The organism is Rhodococcoides trifolii (assembly GCF_014635345.1).
GTDB classification, from domain to species: Bacteria; Actinomycetota; Actinomycetes; order Mycobacteriales; family Mycobacteriaceae; genus Rhodococcoides; species Rhodococcoides trifolii.
Genome location: NZ_BMCU01000003.1, coordinates 130643 through 148180 on the forward strand (window position 1 = coordinate 130643; position 17538 = coordinate 148180).

The window sequence follows — 17538 nt, forward strand, 5'->3', positions numbered from 1 at the left end:
TGGGCGCTAGCAGCTGGGCGCGTCGCCTCCGGAGCGCAGCGACGTCAGGGAGTCGACCGCACTGCCCAGCGAGTCGACCTTCACCAGTTGCAAACCGTCCTGGGCATGAGCTTTGGCCTCGTCGCAGTTCTCGGACGGGACGAGGAACGTGGTGGCACCGGCCTCACGGGCAGCGATGAGCTTGTACGGGATTCCGCCGATCGGCCCGACCGTTCCGTCGGACGCGATCGTTCCGGTGCCGGCCACGAAGCGTCCGCCGCTGAGTTCACCGGGGCTGAGTTTGTCGATCACGGCGAGCGTGAACATCAGCCCGGCCGACGGACCGCCGATGTCGGCCAGGTTGAAGGTGACGTCGAAGGGGACGTTCGGGACTTCTTCGGGGGTGACCCCGAGGTACCCGCGTCCGGTGTCGCCGGGGCGTGCACCCACCGTCACGGTCTCGCTGACCGGCGCTCCGTCGCGAAGAATGTCGAGCGTGATCGACGTGTCGGGCGCGATGTCCCCGACCACGTCCTGCACGCCGCTGACCGTCGTGACCGGCTTTCCGTCGATGGACACCAGGGTGTCCCCGTCGCGCAGTGCGTTCGCGGCCGGCCCGTCGTCGGACACGTCCTTGATCCGAAGGTCCACCGGTAGGTCCAGAAAATGCAGGGCGGCCAGTTCCGCGCTGTTCTCCGACTGCTGGAAATCGGCCTGATTGGCGTCCTGAATTTCCTGCTCGGTCTTCTCGGGCGGGTAGACCTCCTCGCGCGGGACCAGGCCCTGACGGCCGCTGAGCCACAACCCGAGCGCTTCGAAGACGTTCAGTCCGTCGCGTACTGCGACGGTGGTCATGTTCAGGTTGCCCGACGTCGGGTCGACGGGGGTTCCTTCGATGTCCACCACCTGTTTCCCGTCGACCTCGGCGAGGGTGTTGAACGTGGGACCGGGTCCGAGCGCAGCGAACGGCACGGTGACGACCGTGCCGAGAACGCCGAGCACCAACACCGGCAACAGCGCGACGAGCAGGGTCGCAATCCTCCGATTCACCCGATCCACAGTAGAGACCGTGTTCGCGCACAGCGCACGCGACAGGGCGCTCGGTCACGCCATGCCTTGTACCGTTGAGCCATGAGCAATTTCGGATTCTCCGGTTCCGACGACGATTCCGATCGCGAGCCGAACAAGCCCGGTGACCCCGCGAGCGGTGCCGGCGGCTTCGGTTTCGGCGCGGAAGGGTTCGATCCCGCGGCGCTGGGGCAGATGCTCACGCAGTTCGGTCAGATGCTCAGCGGCATGGGCACCGGAGGCGGATCGGGGCCGGTGAATTACGACGTGGCGAAGAAGTTGGCGTTGCAGCAGATCGGTGCTGCACCCGTCATCCGTGACGGTGAACGCACCGCGATCACCGACGCGGCCCACCTCGCCGAACAGTGGCTGGACGAGGCGACCATCCTTCCGGCCGGCGCCGTCCGTACCGAAGCCTGGACACCGCAGCAGTGGCTCGACAACACGCTGAACACCTGGAAGCGCCTGTGTGATCCGGTGGCGCAGCAGATCTCCGGCATGTGGACCTCGGGCCTGCCCGCCGAGGCGCAGCAGATGATGGGTCCGATGATGGGCATGCTGGGCCAGATGGGCGGACTCGCGTTCGGGTCGCAACTCGGCCAAGCACTCGGCCAGCTCGCGAAGGAGGTCCTGACCTCCACCGACATCGGACTTCCGCTCGGCCCCAAGGACATCGGCGCGTTGCTCCCGGCCGCTGTGGCCGAGTTCAGCAAGGGAACCGAACTGCCCGAGCGCGAGGTGCTGGTGTTTCTCGCGGCGCGTGAAGTGGCACATCACCGCCTCTACAGTCACGTTCCGTGGCTTCGCCAGCGGGTGCTCGCGACGGTCGAGGAGTACGCGCGGGGAATCCGGATGGACTTCAGCGCCCTCGAAGAAGCCGCGCAGGGCATCGACCCGTCCGCGCTCACCGACCCGGCTCAGCTCGAGAAGATCCTGCAGCAGGGCACGTTCGAACCTCAGACGACTCCCGAGCAGAAGGCGGCCCTCGAACGCCTCGAGACGTTGCTCGCTCTCGTCGAGGGTTGGGTCGACACCGTCGTCGGCAACGCACTGGGCGAGCGGCTTCCCGGGGCGTCCGCGATGGCCGAGACCATTCGTCGTCGTCGTGCGTCCGGTGGCCCCGCCGAGCAGACGTTCGCGACGCTGGTCGGACTCGAACTGCGGCCACGCAAGGTCCGCGAAGCCGCCGAGTTGTGGCGCCGGTTGACCGACGGTGCCGGGATCGACGGACGCGACGGTGTGTGGGCGCACCCCGACCTGCTGCCGGACGCCGCTGATCTGGACAACTCCGCCGCCTTCGTCGATCGCATCGTCGGTGGCGACACCGGAACGTTCGACGACCCGATCGCCGAGTTGGAAGCGACCGAGAAGCGCGAGCGGGAAGCGCGTGAGAACAAGTCCGACGGACCGGAAACAGACGAGACCTGATCGACCTGGCGTTTTCCGGTCGCGTCCGGCCGTTGCCGCAGGTCGGCACCCTGTGGGGCTGTGGATAACCGGACCGAGCGACGGCCCCCACGGACCGAGATGCGGTATCCGTAGTCGGTGACACTCGGATCCCGCAAGCTCTCGATCAGTCCCGAACTGGACAGACACCTCACCCTTCTCGTGCGTAGAGACGGGTCCGTGCAGGTGGGCTGCACTCCGGAACGCACTCGCCTACTGAGTCCGCCGTCCGGGGTGGAACCGCGGACGATGATCTCTGCGCTCCGGCTCATGGACGGGCGGCGCAGCGTCCCCGACCTGTATTGGCGTGCCGCCGAACTCGGAATCGATGCGTCACACATGACGCGCATCCTCCGTGAGCTCGAGGACGCTGCGTTGGTGCGTCCCCGTCCGGACACCGACGCCGGACGTCGAACGTTGCTCGTCGTCGGTCGGGGGCCCCTCGCGGACGCCGTGGCAAAGGGTCTGACGCCGGGGAGCGATGTCGGCCGAGCTGCGTCCGCACTCCCCAGTGGACCGTGCGGCTTCGACTGCGTCGTTCTGACCGACCAGTTGATTCCCGACCCCGGCGCGGTGACCGAGCTGATGCGCAGCCTGACGCCGCACATTCCGGTGCGCCTGCGGGACGGATGCGGAGTGGTCGGACCACTGGTGCTTCCGGGGCACACGAGTTGCCTTCGGTGTGTGGACCTCGTGCGCTGCGAGTACGACCGGGAGTGGCCCTATCTCGCCGCACAATTGTTCGGGACCACCGGCACCGCGTCGTCCACCACCGTCGCAGCGACCGCGGCACTCGCCGTCGCGCAGGTCGATGCGCTCCTCACCCGGCCGATCGGTCCCCCGCCCACCACGCTGGGGCGCAGCATCGAGGTGGATGTCGACCGCGCGTCGCTCAGGCAGCGCATGTGGCCGGTCCATCGGCTCTGCGGGTGCACCACGCGCACCTGAGCGCCTCCGACCAGGGTGCGCAGGCACGTTCGGGCGTCGTCGTGAATGATGGAGGTGTGCCCGACATCCCCCGACGCAGCTCCGCACGAACCGCCAAACTGGCCAGCATCCCGCTCGGGATCGCGGGTCGTGCGGCGATGGGTTTCGGCCGAAAGATAGCCGGCGGCGATCGCGACGAAATCGACGCGCAGCTGGCCGCCAAAGCAGCCGAGCAGATGTTCAGCGTGCTCGGTGAGCTCAAGGGCGGCGCCATGAAACTCGGGCAGGCCCTCAGCGTGTTCGAGGCAGCCGTTCCAGAGGAATTCGCGGAGCCGTATCGCGAAGCGCTCACCAAATTGCAGGCCGAGGCGCCGCCCATGCCGGTCAAACGTGTGCATGCCGTGCTGGATCAGCAGCTGGGTACCGGCTGGCGACAGCGGGTCCGGGAGTTCGACGACACACCCACCGCGTCCGCGAGCATCGGCCAGGTCCACCGTGCGGTGTGGTCGGACGGACGCGACGTCGCGGTGAAAGTGCAGTACCCGGGTGCGGATGTTGCGCTCCGCTCGGACCTGAAGACATTGCAGAGATTCGTCGGGATCTTTGCGACGGTGATGCCGGGCACCGACATCAAATCCGTGCTGGACGAGCTGTCCGCGCGCACGGAGGAGGAGCTGGACTACCGCATCGAGGGAAGCAACCAGCGGGCCTTCGCTACGGCGATCGGCGACGACGACGAGAACTTCGCCGTGCCTCGGGTGGTGGCAAGCTCGCCGAAAGTCATGATCTCCGAATGGATGACCGGCACACCTCTGTCGGCCATCATCGCCAAAGGCACTGTCGAAGAACGGAACACGGCGGGCGGGCGACTGGCGCTGTTCCAGTTCGCGTCACCCGCGCGAGTGAAGATCCTCCACGGCGACCCACATCCCGGCAACTTCATGCTGCTTCCCGACGGGCGACTCGGCGCAATCGACTTCGGTGCGGCACTTGCTCTTCCGAACGGGCTGCCGCGGGAGCTCGGCGCGATGGTGCGGCTCGCCAGGGAAGAGAAGTTCGACGAATTGACCGAGCTGTTGCGGGAGCAGAATTTCATCATCGCCGGTCGCGACGTGTCGGACAAGGAGATCGCGGACTACCTGCGTCCGATCACCGATCCGATCAAGATGGAGTCGTTCCACTTCACCCGTGCGTGGATGCAAGGAATGGCAAGCAATGCAACCGATTTCACCACCACCCAATTCAAGACAGCGCGGTCGCTGAATCTTCCGCCGCAGTACGCCATGATCTTCCGGGTGCTTCTCGGCACAGTGGGCATCTGCGCCCAGCTCGATGCCTACGCCCCGTATCGGTCCATTCTCGAAGAATGGTTGCCCGGCTTCACCGAGTGACGACGACGTCCGCCGAGCGCAGTCGCGCTCGGCGGAAGTCGTTGTCGTGCAGTCCACGACTCATGCGCACGCTGCCTCCGTGGTCTCGCCAGCGTCCTTGCGGGGCCGCCCACGGGGACGCTTACGGGCGATGACGACGCCCTGGTCGAAGATCTCTCCTCCCCACACGCCCCACGGTTCGGCGCGCCCGAGGGCCGCGTCGAGGCAGCGCCGGCGGATGGGGCAGCCGGCGCACAGTTCCTTCGCCTGCTCGAGCTGGGTCGGAGATTCGGCGAACCAGAGGTCGGGATCGACCTCGCGGCACGGTATCTCGTTGTAGGGACGGCTGTCCGAGCCGGTCCGGCTACGGACGTCGTTTCGGCATGTCGTCCGAACGGTCACGGTTGACACGTCGTGCTCCTTACGCTCTCTTCGATGAATATCGGTGTGACGGTTGGTGATGCGACGAGAACCGACTGCCGATGTACGTGAGAGCCCTCTCACGACAAAGGCCACGGTTCGCGAGTGCGAATCCGTGGCCTCGGTGGAGGTAATGAGCTGTCTATCGAGAGTGCTCTCGATGTTCGCTCACCGAAACGAATTCGCGATCTGCCTCGCGCAGTCGGGCGACGCGGAATGCGGCATTACCTGCCGTGCGCGGCGCCCAACCGGCATGCCCCAAGCTGGGGTATGCCGCGAATGCTGCTGCTTCACGGGAGGCGCACACGCCGGACATCTGAATCTTCTTCACGGGTAACACCTCCCACTGCGAGTGACTGTCGGTTCGCGCCGTGTTCCTGTCCAGGACACGACGCGGGGTATGGCAATTACAGTAAACAAGCTTGCTACCGATGCACAACCCTTTTTCTACCTGCGGTTTTCGTCATATGTTGGAACAGCGGGGCGTTGTCACCGCACGCTCGTCGAGCCGGTTCTGACGAGTTCGAGGACGTCTGCGCCGAATCGCTCGAGTTTCTTCGCACCGATACCTGGAATTCCCACGAGTCCTCGGTCGTCCCCCGGGCGCTGCTCCGCAATGGCGGTCAGGGTGTTGTCGCTGAACACCACGTAGGCAGGAACCTTCAGCTCCCGAGACTTCTCCAACCGCCACGCGCGCAACGCCTCGAGGAGCTCCATGTCCACGTCGGACGGGCATGCGTCGCACCGGCCGAGCATGGTGGCCGTCGTTCCGATCAAGGGTTTGCCGCACACCCGGCACACCGGGCGCTTCTTCTGCGCGGTGGGCGCTGCGATACGAGACGCCGGCGAATCGTCCGGAACGAGGCCGACGAGAAACCGGGACCGCCGTCGGGATTTGCGGCCACCTGCGTTGCGCGCCAATGCCCACGACAACTCGAGATGCACACGAGCGCGGGTGACGCCCACGTAGAGAAGGCGCCTCTCTTCCTCGACGGCAGCCTCGTCGGGAGACGAATTGTTCTCTCCCAAGGCATGGGTGATGGGCAACGTTCCGTCGGTCAGGCCGACGAGAAACACGGCGTCCCATTCCAGACCCTTCGCCGCGTGCAGCGACGCCAGCGTGACGCCCTGAACCACCGGCGGGTGACGCGCCTCGGCTCGGGCCGCGAATTCTCGCAACAGCCCGTCGACGTCGAGGTCCGGTACCTGGAGGACGAGCTCCTCGGTGAGTGCGACCAGCGCCTGCAAGGAGGCCCACTTCTCGCGTGCCTGCGCACCCGTGGGTTCGGACGTGGTGAGTCCCAGCGGTGCCAGCAGAGCACGCACGAGGCTCGGCAGTCCGTCGCCGCGACGAGCGTCGTCCGGAAGGTCACCGCGGCCTGCACCCACTCTGATGGCCGACACCGCCTGACGAACTTCGGCGCGGACGAAGAAGCTCTCTCCCCCTCGAATCTGGTACGGAATCTCCAGCGACGTCAATGCCTGTTCGTGCGCTTCGGAGTGGGCGTTGATCCGATACAGAACGGCGATGTTCGCCGGCTCCACTCCCTTGTCGATCAACCGCTTGATGGATCGGGCGACGCCGGCTGCTTCGGCGGATTCGTCGTCGTATTCGACGAACGTCGGCTCCGGACCGCTGTCGCGCTGCCCGATGAGCTGCAACCGAGTACCGGCAATCCGTCCGCGCGCCGCGCCGATCACTCGGTTGGCGAGCGACACGACCTGAGGCGTGGACCGGTAATCCCGCTCGAGCCGCACCACGGTGGCGTCGGGGAACCTGCGGGAGAAGTCGAGAAGGAACTTGGGGGTCGCACCGGTGAACGAGTAGATGGTCTGGTTGGCGTCCCCGACCACCGTCAGATCGTCTCGGTCCCCCAGCCACGCGTCGAGAACACGCTGCTGAAGTGGAGTGACGTCCTGGTATTCGTCGACCACGAAACACCGATACCGATCACGGAACTCCTCGGCGACGGCCGAGCTGTTCTCGAGGGCAGCGGCAGTGTGCAGAAGCAGATCGTCGAAATCGAGGAGAACGGCGTCGGGGTTGCGCGACTTGAGTGCCTCGTACCCGTCGTACACCGCCGCCACCTTTGCCGGGTCGAAGGGCGAGTCACGTCGGATACGGGCCACGAAGGCCGGGTAGTCCTCCGGCGCGACCAACGATGCCTTGGCGAATTCGATCTCACCGGCCAGGTCGCGCACGCTGTCCGTCGACGTCGGCAGCCCGACCTTCGATGCAGCCTGCCCCACGACGGCGAACTTTCTATCGAGCAGCTGCCAGTCGGAGCTCCCGACCACCTGCGGCCAGAAGTACTTGAGTTGCCGCATCGCTGCAGCGTGGAAGGTGCGCGCCTGCACCTGCCCACCGTCGCCACGAATGCCCAACGCGCGGAGCCTCTCACGCATCTCACCGGCTGCGCGGGCGGTGAAGGTGACAGCCAGAACCTGCCCCGGCGAGACGTGTCCTGCATCGACGAGATGGGCGATGCGGCGGGTGATCGTGCGAGTCTTTCCGGTTCCTGCGCCGGCCAGCACGCAGACCGGTCCGCGTGGCGCCGACACCGCAGACGACTGCTCTGGATCGAGCCCGTCGATCATCGCGTCCGAAGCCATGGACCCATCATGTCAGCCGACACCGACATCTCTGGACCGGGAGTGGAGCCTGCGGAACGACCCGAAGTCGCCAAGGAGTGGAGCCTGCGGAACATGCTTCGGCCCTCCGGCGTTGCACTGATCATGACATCGACCGACACTGCCCAGTTGACCATGTACTCGACCACCTGGTGCGGCTACTGCCGCCGGCTCAAGACCCAGCTGGACGAAAACGGAATCGGCTACACGGAGATCGACATCGAGCGTGATCCGAAGTCCGCCGAGTTCGTCGGCAGCGTGAACGGTGGGAACCACGTCGTTCCGACGGTGGTGTTCCCGGATGGCAGCACTGCGACCAATCCGTCACTCGCGGAGGTCAAGAAGGCGCTCGGAGTCTGACCTCGGGTCAGTTCGCAGCCCAGGATTCGAGCATCGCTCGCGCGATGGAGATGGATCCGGGCAGGAGCAGGGGCGCGTCGCCGTCGGCGGTCCAGTCCCCCAGGGCCAGTGCGGTGCGCACCTGCTCCCGCGAGAACCATGCGGCTTCGGCGATCTCGCCGTCGTTGAACGAGAGTGGTTGATTCCGATCCGCTTCGGCCGCGAAACCGATCATCAGCGAGCGCGGGAACGGCCACGGCTGGCTGCCGAGGTAGCGAATCTCGGTGACGTCGAGGCCCACCTCTTCTCGGATCTCGCGCACGACGCACGTCTCCATCGATTCCCCCGCTTCGACGAAGCCGGCGAGAACGGACATTCTGCGCTCGGGCCACACGGGCTGACGTGCCAGCAGTACGTGATCGTCGCCGTCGTGAACGAGGCAGATGATGGCAGGATCCGACCTCGGGAACTCTTCGTGACCGCTGGCGGTGCTCTTTCGTGACCATCCGGCCGACGAGATGACCGTCGGTGATCCGTCGATCGAACTGAACGACGCGCTTCGATGCCAGTTGAGCAGTGCCACCGCGGTGACCAGCAAGCCGGCCGAATCGTCGTCGAGCACCTGACCCATCAGCCGCAGGTCGGCCAGTTCGCCGCTCAGCGCACCGACACTGCGAGCCCAGATGTGCTTGCCGTCGACCACACCCAGGAATACCGCGTCGTCCGCACGATCCTCGCTGACGTCGACTGCCGGAACGAGAACGACCCGTCCCTCGTCGATCCGGACGCGTCCCTGGTGGTCGACCAACAGCATCGACGCGGTGGACCACCCTGCCGACAGTGCATCGGTGTTGCGGCGCAACTCTTCCGCTCGATCGATGGGCGAGCGGGACAGCATCGGTTCCGTGGTCAGGGAGAAGGTGGAGCTGGAGTTCTCGGGCACTGCTAGGACACTACTGAACTCCCGAACTAGTTCGATACGCGGCGGATGTAGAGCAGGCGGTCGTTGGCCTCGACCGCGTCCACCTCGGGTGATCCGACTCGGAGAAGACGACCTTCGCGCACCACGCCCAGAACGATGTCCGCGAGATGCCGGGGCGATCCACCGATCTCGTCACGTTCGACCTCACGCTCGGCGATGGCGAACCCGTCTTCGGGGGTGAGAAGGTCCTCGATCATCTCCACGACACTCGGGGTGGTGGTGGCGATTCCGAGCAGACGCCCCGCGGTCTCCGACGAGACGACGACAGAGTCCGCGCCGGACTGACGCAGGAGATGAACGTTCTCCGCCTCACGGATGGCCGCGACGATCTTCGCCTTGGGCGCCAATTCTCGGGCGGTGAGAGTGACCAACACCGCGGTGTCGTCGCGATTAGTGGCGACGATGATGGACTTCGCGTTCTGAGCACCGGTAAGCCGCAACACATCCGACCGTGTGGCCGAACCGTGCACGGTGACGAGACCGATGTTCGCGGCGGACTCGAGAATAGTCTGGTCGGTGTCGACGACGACGATGTCCCCGGCCGCGACTCCGTCGCCGAGCATTGCATCGACGGCGGTACGACCCTTGGTTCCGTAACCGACGACAACCGTGTGATTGCGCACGCTGCGCCTCCATCGCTGAATCTTGAACGCCTGGCGCGAACGTTCGGTGAGAACGGACAAGGTGGTTCCGACGAGCAGGATCAGGAAGAGAACTCGCATCGGGGTGATGACCAGAATGTTGACCAGTCGCGCCGACGGCGAGATCGGTGCGATGTCGCCGTAACCGGTGGTCGAGAGCGACACGGTCGTGTAGTAGAACGCGTCGAGGAAGGACAATTCGTTGTCCTGGTTGTCGGCGTAACCACCACGGTCGATGTAGACGATGATGGCCGCGACGAACAGCACGACCAGCGCAATCAGGATGCGCTGCCAGATGGCGCGCCACGGACTGGATTCGATGGTCGGAATCCGTAGGACACCGACGAGGGTGAAGTCCGGTCGGTCCGTCAGCACCGCGTTGTTCTTACGCAGACGCGAGCTCAGCCCTCCAGCCATTGGTTCGCCCCTAGTTCGCTTCGTCTCCTCGCGCAGGCACGCGATCCGCTCGAAGCCTAACCTGCACAGTGGCGTGCTTCGTTCGGGTGATGCAGGGTGTCACCATGACGAACTCTCGTGGGCAGACCGCCGCGTTTCGCCTCGCGGCACTTCTGGGTGGGGCGGGCGTTTTGCATTTCGTGACGCCGACCCCGTTCGACAAGCAGGTTCCTCGGGCGTTGCCGGGTGAGGCGCGGACGTACACCTACGCGTCCGGTGTCGCCGAGATCGCGTTGGCCGGCGGTCTCGCCGCCGCTCGTACACGGCGGACGACGGCGACTGTTGCTGCCGTGTTCTTCGTTGCGGTGTTCCCGGCGAACGTTCAGATGGCGGTGGACTGGCTACGCAGCTCCAAGACGACGACCGCGATGAAAATCGGTGTGCTGGCCCGTCTTCCGCTACAGATCCCGTTGATCACCGAATCGTTGAAGGTTCGGCGCACCAGCTGATCACCCGCGCCCGGAGTTCTCGATCAGTCGCTCGAGTTCACGAGCGTCGGGTAGATCGTCCGGTGCAATCGTGCGGCCCGACCTGACGTAGTGGAAGGCCGCGCGCACCGAGTCGAGAGGGACGGGCCGTTCGGGATGTGCTGCCGACGCCAACTCCGCCCACGCCACGCGGTACGCCGCAAGCTGCATCGTGACCGCACGCTCGTCTTCCGGACTCGGCTCGGCACCGGTCTTCCAGTCGATGACAGTCCACCCTCCGTCCGAGTCCGCGAACACGGCGTCGATGCGCCCACGCAGAACGACACCGGCGACGGTGGTCTCGAACGGAACCTCGACCTCGATCGGGCTGCGCAGAGCCCACGGTGATCGGCTGAATGCATCCTGCAGCTTCGACAATTCGCTGTCGTGTGCGGCCCCGGTGTCGGCGGCGCCCGGCAACTCGTCCATGTCCAGCAGTCGGGTTGCGCCGAAGCGCCGTTCGACCCAGGCGTGGAACGCCGTGCCGCGGCGTGCGAGCGGATTCGGCGGGTACGGGACCGGCCGACGCAGCTTCGCGGCAAGCGCGTCGGGGTCGGCGACCAGGTCGACGAGCTGACTGACCGACAATTGGCCGGGCACGATCACATCCGCAGGGCCGGTGCGTCGAGCGTCGCGTTCGGCGAGCAGGGCGTCGATGTCGGCGGCCCATCCTTCGGGATCGTCGTCGGCAGCTCTGCTGTCGGCGTTGTCTGCGTTGTCGAGTTCCGCCGACGCGACGAGAACCGCTGCCGCGCCGAACTCGACCGCGTCGCGGCGTGTTCCGAGCGGGTCGGCGGGCCAGATCGCGGACACGGCGCTGCCCCCGAACGGGTTCTCGGCACCGTCCTCGGGTGCCGGGGCCCACAGGTCGACGACAGCGACACCGTCTGCCGATCCGGCTCCCACCGCGAAGTCGTGTAATTCGGCGAGGAAGTCCGATGCTCCACGTGGTGCGGACGCGGCACTGTCCCAGTGGTATCCCGAGACGTAGAGTGCGCGTTCGGTTCTGGTGACAGCCACGTAGAACAGGCGTCGATCCTCGGCTAGCTTGCGGCGCTTGAGGGCATCCTTGTGCGCGGTGAGGGCGGTCTCGACATCCTTGCGGTTGTAGGCGTCGGACAGGTCGAGCACGGGAACACCGTCTTCGTCGTCCGCGTCTCTTGCTCGGTCTCCCCGTAGCGACGGCGGAAGCTCCGCCACGGAGCCGAGCCAGTAGGCCGGCGCCGTGGACGACGGGAACACTCCGCGGCTCATGTGTGGAACCGCGACGACCTCCCATTCGAGGCCCTTGGCCGCATGCACGGTCAGCACCTGTACGCGGTGCGCCGCCACCTCCACTTCGCCGGGCGCCAAACCGTTCTCGACCGAATCGGCGGCAGCGAGAAAGCCGAGGAGGCCGGAGAGAGTGGCTGTGGGCTGATCACCGTAATCGGCCACCACGTCGGCGAAAGCGTCGAGATGTTCGCGACCGGCACCGAGCGCCTCGCCACCACGGCTCCGCGCCCCTGCCTCGATGCCGATTCCGAGAACGCGTTCCACGTCCGCGGTCAGCTCGGTGAGTGGTTGACCCAAACGGGAACGGAGAGCGTGTAATTCGGAACCGAGCTCGGTGATCCGGCGATACCCCGTAGCGGAATACGCCGACGGGTCACCCGGATCGGCAATAGCGTCGACCAGTCCCGACTGTTCGGCGCGCTCACCGGGAACCACCGCGACGAGGGCCTCGTCCAGTGCGGACTGATCGGTGACCGCGCCGGACGGGGCTCGTCGGCCGCGGGCTCCAATCCGGGCTGCACGGTCCCACAACGCACGAAGGTCGCCGATTCCCAGCCGCCATCGCGACCCGGTGAGCAGGCGCATCGCCGCGCTTCCCGCCAGCGGGTCGGCGACCAATCTGAGCATCGCCACCAGATCGGCTACTTCGGGCGTGCGGAGCAATCCACCCAACCCGACCACCTCGACGGGCAGTCCACGGCGCCGCAGTGCATCCGCCATGGGTTCGGCATCCGCGTTCCGCCTGACGAGGACCGCGGCGGTCGGCGGCTCACTGCCCGTGTCGTACGCGGCGTCGTACTCCGCCGCGATGCGCGCCGCGACCCAGTCACGCTCCTCGTCGACCGTCTCGGTGAGCGCGAGTCGCACGTCACCGGGCGCTGCGCCGGGTCGGGCGGTGAGCTCGTCGACGGCGACTCCTCGCGAACGCAACGGCGCTGCAACGAGATTGGCCAGAGCCAGTGCTTCAGGTGGGTTGCGCCAGCTGGTCGACAATTCTCGAACCGGGGCCGATCGGCCGTCCGGCAACGGGAAGTCGGAGGTGAAGCGGGGAAGATTGGCCGCCGACGCCCCTCTCCACCCGTAGATCGACTGCATCGGATCGCCCACCGCGGTGACCGCCAGACCTGCGTCCGCGCCGCCTCCGAACAACGAGGAGAGCAGAACACGCTGAGCGTGGCCGGTGTCCTGGTACTCGTCGAGTAGCACGAGCCGGAATCGGCTTCGCTCGGACACGCCGACGTCCGCGTGGTCCGACGCCAGGGTTGCCGCCAACGACATCTGACTGCCGAAGTCCAGCAGCCCCTCCCGAGCCATGACCTCGCGCAGTCGAGAGACCAAGGGCAGCAGTGCAATACGGTTGTGCTGGGTGTCCAACACGTCGAGCAGAGCCTTGCTCGGCCCGCCTCGTTGCCCGGGACCGGCGGGCAGAGTGTGCACCAGCTTGTTCAGCTCGGTGTGCGCCTCGCGCAGGTCGTCTGGACCGACGAGGTGCTCCGCCAACTGGCCCGCGAGAGCCAGCACCGCCTCCGTGATCGAGGTGGGGGTTCGGTCGAACTCGATATCGCCGTCCCAGGAACTCACCACACGGTAGGCCAGTTGCCAGAGCTCGGTCTCGGTGAGCAATCGTGCCGACGGCTCGACCGGCAGCAGAAGCCCGTGCTCGTCGATGAGCCGGCCCGCGTAGGAGTGGTAGGTGCTCACCTCGGGCTCACCCCCGACGATTGAATCGCGAAGTTGCCCGGACGGATCGGCCCGCAGAATGAGCTCCGAACCGGCCAGCCTGGCAAGCCGTTGCCTGATGCGAGACGTCAGCTGCTGCGCGGCCTTTCGTGTGAACGTCAGACCCAACACCTGATCGGGGTGCACGAAACCGTTGGCGACCATCCACACCACCCGCGCGGCCATGGTCTCGGTCTTGCCGGCACCGGCTCCGGCCACGACGAGAGTGGGCCCGATCGGCGCGGCGATGACCGCGGACTGCTCGGCAGTCGGCGGATTCTGTCCCAGAGCAACGGCGAGCTCACCGGGTCCGATACGGGCGTCGAGCGCACGCACCCGAGCCTTCGATCGCGCGGTGGTAGCGGTCATCCCTCGCTCACCTGCCTTCCGGTGTCCTGGGCGGGGCAGCTCGAGGCTATCGAGCAGTGCCGACACCCGTCGTTGACTCTCGCTTCGAACGACGGTCCTCGAGTGGCCGATGCCGCGGTGGCGATGGTGTCCCTCCAGGCGTCGACGTCGCCGGGTGACAACGGATTCTGCGTGCGCTCGGTCGCTCCGACGCCGCGATGGGGCTTGGCGACGAAAACGAGGCGCGCCCCTCCTGGTTCGGTGGCGGGTTCCCCCGCGATGGCGCCGGCCGCCGCAGCGACTTGATACGTGGCAAGCTGAGCGTGTTCGGCTGCTGCGGATTTCGTGACGGGACTCTTCGCCGTTTTCACGTCGATGATCACCGGCCGACCGTCGTTGTCGCGTTCGAGTCGGTCGATTCTTCCGCGCAGCCTGATCTCGGGTTCGTCGGGCGTTCGGGCGGCCAGGACACCGTCCACCGGAACCTCGACTCCGATTTCAGTCAGCTCCGAGCGTGACGTCTGCAGCCACTGCGCGAACGTGTCGAGCATGGACGCCGTTCGATCCAGCTCCTTGCGTGAATACCATGCAGAACCGAGATCAACTGCTGTCCAAGCAGTTTCGAGAGATGCGCGCACTCGGTCCGGCGGAATGTGTCCGGCGACGGCCTGCACGAGCGTGTGAACCAGGTTCCCGGTGACCGCATGCACCGTGTCGCCGTCGTTGCCACCGGACCGTTCCAGCGCCCACCGCAACGGGCAGGTGCTCAGCTGCTCGACGGTGGACGGAGACATGGGCACGGGACCGTCCCCGGTACTCCACAGCGGTTTCTGTGTACTGACATCGGACGTGCCGTACCAGTCGTCGGGATGTGCGCCACGAACACCTTCGCGGGCCAACCTCGCGAGCGATTCTGCGGCGCGGCGGTGCTTCGCCGGATCTCGATCTGCGACACGCGGATCAGACACGACACTGCGTAGCTGAGCAACCAGGGACGGCAAGGACAGCACGTGGCCGCGGCGAGCCTTCGACAGTTCGGCGGTGGCGTCACCGGTCTCCGGGTCGGCCACCAATTCGTCCAGGAAACGCGAATGCACCAGATCCGAATCGGTCACCGAATCGACGGCGGTCACCAGGAGCCGTCGACGCGCTCGACTGCACGCAAGCAGGAACAAGCGCCGCTCGTCGGCGAGCAACGGCGCTGTCCGCGAGACCGTTCCCGCCAAGGACTTCTCACCGTCGGCGACACCGCTCGCAAGATCGACGAGCGCTTCGACTCCGAGCAGTGACCCGCGTGCTCGCAGGCTGGGCCACAGACCTTCCTGCACACCGGCGACGGCGACGACGTCCCATTCGCGACCCGCCGCGGAATGGGCGCTCAGAACACAGACTGCATCGGCGGGAGCCACGGTGCGCGAACGTGATTCGCTCGGAATCTCTTGATCGGTGACGTACTCGACGAAACCACCGACCGTTGCACGGGGCAGCCGGTCGACGTAGTTGGCTGCCGCGTCGAACAACGCGACGACGGTGTCCAGGTCGCGATCGGCCTGCGCTCCGAGTGGTCCACCGCGTTCGGATGCCGCAACCCACTTCCGTTCCAGACCGGACGCGTGCCAGGCCGCCCACAACGCGTCCTCCACCGCGCGATCGTCCCGCCGCAGCACCGCGTCGGCCTTGACGAGGACGGTACGCACCCGGCGCAACGGCGCGGCCTCGACGTCGCTCAATTGCGCCAGCACAGCGTCGGCCTCGCCGTCGCCTCGGAGTTCCAGTGCGATTCGCAGCAGCTCCGTGGAGTCGCGGTCACCGCCGCGTGCGACGTCTCCGCGGCGCAGACCGCGCCGAAGACGGCGCAGGGCAAGGGGATCGGCTCCGCCTATGGGTCCTTCGATCAGTGCCACCGCGTCCTCACCGGTGAATGGCGACCGGCCTCCGGCCTTCCCGGTGAATGGCGACCGGCCTCCGGCCTTCCCGGTGAATGGCGACCGGCCCAAGTCGGCGTCTGCGGAGACGGCGCCGAGTACCAGCAACAGGGCCACCGCACCTCGCTGCCGATGCAGCGGCAGCTCCGTCGCCGAGGCCACCACGGGTACGCCCGCCGCATGCAGAGCGCGACGAATCGGCGCCAGTGCGCGCGGCACCGAGCGCACCACCACGGCCATGGACGACCACGGCACCCCGTCGACGAGATGTGCGCGCCGCAAGGTGTCGGCGACGACGGCGGCCTCCTTCGCCGTGGACGTGGCCACCTCGACGCGGACCGGAACCTCGACTCGGACCGGAACCTCGACAAGGACCGGATCCTCGACGCCGACAGGAACAATGTCCGTCTGGTCGGCGAACGACAGAGCGACCCGAGTCGGCGAGCTACCGGGCAGTCGCGCTGCTACCGCTGCGGTCACCCGCCCGATCGCGGGGTCGGAGCGGAAGTTGGTGCGAAGTACGACGCGCGTGGCCTGGCCGCGAGTGTCGAACTCTCGCAGGAATGTCGGGTCCGCGCCCCGAAATGCGAACACGGCCTGATCCGGATCACCGCTGACGACGGAGCTCGATGCACCCACCGCGAGAAGGCGAACAATCTCCGCCGCTTGAGGATCGAGGTGCTGCGCATCGTCGACCAGCACGTGGCGCACCCGCGCGCGTTCGCTCTGCAGAAGGTCCGGATCGGTGGCGAACGCCGTGAGTGCTGCCCCCACCAACTCCGCCGCGTCCAGTCCGGGCGCAGTGGCCTCGGGCGCTTCCACGCCGACGGACCCCCGCAGAATCATGGCCTGCTCGTACTGAGCCGCGAACCGTCCCGCCGCCACCCACTCGGGCCGTTTGTGACGTCGGCCCCAGCGCACGAGGTCCTCCGGACCGAGACCCCGTTCGACCGACCGGAGGATGAGGTTGCGCAACTCCGCCGCGAAGCCGACGAGGCCCAGTGCGGGTCTGATCGACTCCGGCCACGCGTGCGCGCCGTCGGCCACCTCGCCGCGCAACATCTCTCGTAACACCGCATCCTGCTCCGCTCCGGTCAACAGGCGCGGTGGCCGGTTTCCGTGCGCCGAGGCCTGGAGCCGAAGTACGGCAAAGGCATACGAGTGAACGGTGCGAACCAGCGGCTCGCGGGTGGCGCGTGCCGCTCCGCCGGAGCCGAGCACGCCGGCGGTGATCTGCTCACGCATGGCGACGGCAGCCCGCTTCGAGTGGGTGAGCACCAGGACCGACTCGGGGTCGTCGTGCGCATCCACGATGCGAGCGACGGCCGCGTCCGCCAGCAGCGCGGATTTTCCCGTTCCTGCGGCGCCGAACACCTGCCACGCGCGACCGGACGAACCCGCATCGAGGATGGGCGCGACCTCGTCGGGCCACGCGCGCCGGGGAGTGTCCACCACCTGCCGACGTACCAGCGTGGCCGTGCGGTCGGCCCGCCCGGACCCCGGCCTCACCGCATCGTCGATCATGAACGCATTGCATCATGTGGG

Annotated in this window: 13 protein-coding genes; 5 read left to right on the top strand and 8 right to left on the bottom strand. The window is 66.8% G+C overall.

The annotated features are described in order from the left end of the window. Window positions 1-6: 6 nt before the first annotated feature. Entirely contained in the window at window positions 7-1029 is a 1023-nt protein-coding gene (locus tag IEW02_RS13885) for a YlbL family protein (protein WP_188545455.1), read from the bottom strand. A gap of 81 nt (window positions 1030-1110) precedes the next feature. Between IEW02_RS13885 and IEW02_RS13890 the strand changes: the two genes are divergently transcribed. The 3 genes from IEW02_RS13890 (at window position 1111) to IEW02_RS13895 (ending at window position 4811) form a co-directional block, all read left to right on the top strand. Next, window positions 1111-2475: a zinc-dependent metalloprotease gene (locus IEW02_RS13890; protein ID WP_188545456.1), complete on the top strand. Its 1365-nt coding sequence runs from the start codon at window positions 1111-1113 to the stop codon at window positions 2473-2475. A 117-nt stretch (window positions 2476-2592) separates the two neighbouring features. Then, window positions 2593-3441: a helix-turn-helix domain-containing protein gene (locus tag IEW02_RS25125; RefSeq protein WP_229746035.1), complete on the top strand. Its 849-nt coding sequence runs from the start codon at window positions 2593-2595 to the stop codon at window positions 3439-3441. Window positions 3442-3497: 56 nt separating this feature from the next. Beyond that, window positions 3498-4811 (top strand): ABC1 kinase family protein, encoded by a 1314-nt coding sequence (locus tag IEW02_RS13895; RefSeq protein WP_229746036.1) that lies wholly within the window; start codon window positions 3498-3500, stop codon window positions 4809-4811. A gap of 60 nt (window positions 4812-4871) precedes the next feature. On the opposite strand, the gene IEW02_RS13900 is transcribed toward IEW02_RS13895, so the two are convergent. From IEW02_RS13900 to IEW02_RS13910, 3 genes are all read right to left on the bottom strand, one after another. Beyond that, entirely contained in the window at window positions 4872-5201 is a 330-nt protein-coding gene (locus tag IEW02_RS13900) for a WhiB family transcriptional regulator (RefSeq protein ID WP_308933184.1), read from the bottom strand. Between the two features lie 151 nt (window positions 5202-5352). Continuing rightward, on the bottom strand, window positions 5353-5541 hold the full coding sequence (locus IEW02_RS13905; protein ID WP_188545458.1) for a hypothetical protein: 189 nt from the start codon (window positions 5539-5541) through the stop codon (window positions 5353-5355). A 158-nt stretch (window positions 5542-5699) separates the two neighbouring features. Further along, a complete protein-coding gene (locus tag IEW02_RS13910; protein WP_188545459.1) occupies window positions 5700-7823 on the bottom strand; it encodes an ATP-dependent DNA helicase UvrD2 in 2124 nt (707 codons plus the stop codon). 123 nt (window positions 7824-7946) lie between these two features. Between IEW02_RS13910 and IEW02_RS13915 the strand changes: the two genes are divergently transcribed. Next, on the top strand, window positions 7947-8201 hold the full coding sequence (locus IEW02_RS13915) for a mycoredoxin (protein ID WP_188546114.1): 255 nt from the start codon (window positions 7947-7949) through the stop codon (window positions 8199-8201). 7 nt (window positions 8202-8208) lie between these two features. Here IEW02_RS13915 and nudC read toward each other — a convergent pair whose 3' ends face one another. Together nudC and IEW02_RS13925 are read right to left on the bottom strand one after the other, a co-directional pair. Continuing rightward, entirely contained in the window at window positions 8209-9078 is an 870-nt protein-coding gene (gene nudC / locus IEW02_RS13920) for an NAD(+) diphosphatase (protein ID WP_188546115.1), read from the bottom strand. A gap of 71 nt (window positions 9079-9149) precedes the next feature. Continuing rightward, complete coding sequence (locus IEW02_RS13925) at window positions 9150-10220, bottom strand: potassium channel family protein (RefSeq protein WP_188545460.1); 1071 nt, start codon at window positions 10218-10220, stop codon at window positions 9150-9152. A 104-nt stretch (window positions 10221-10324) separates the two neighbouring features. Here IEW02_RS13925 and IEW02_RS13930 point away from each other — a divergent pair, with 104 nt between their 5' ends. Continuing rightward, the gene (locus IEW02_RS13930) at window positions 10325-10708 is read left to right on the top strand and encodes a DoxX family protein (RefSeq protein ID WP_229746037.1); all 384 of its coding nucleotides are present in this window, start codon (window positions 10325-10327) and stop codon (window positions 10706-10708) included. Here IEW02_RS13930 and IEW02_RS13935 read toward each other — a convergent pair whose 3' ends face one another. Continuing rightward, entirely contained in the window at window positions 10709-14089 is a 3381-nt protein-coding gene (locus tag IEW02_RS13935; protein WP_188545462.1) for an ATP-dependent helicase, read from the bottom strand. Next, window positions 14086-17517 carry an ATP-dependent helicase gene (locus tag IEW02_RS13940; RefSeq protein ID WP_188545463.1) on the bottom strand — a complete coding sequence of 1144 codons (3432 nt, stop codon included), beginning with the start codon at window positions 17515-17517 and terminating at the stop codon, window positions 14086-14088. The genes IEW02_RS13935 and IEW02_RS13940 overlap by 4 nt, the downstream gene beginning before the upstream one ends. Window positions 17518-17538 lie beyond the last annotated feature (21 nt).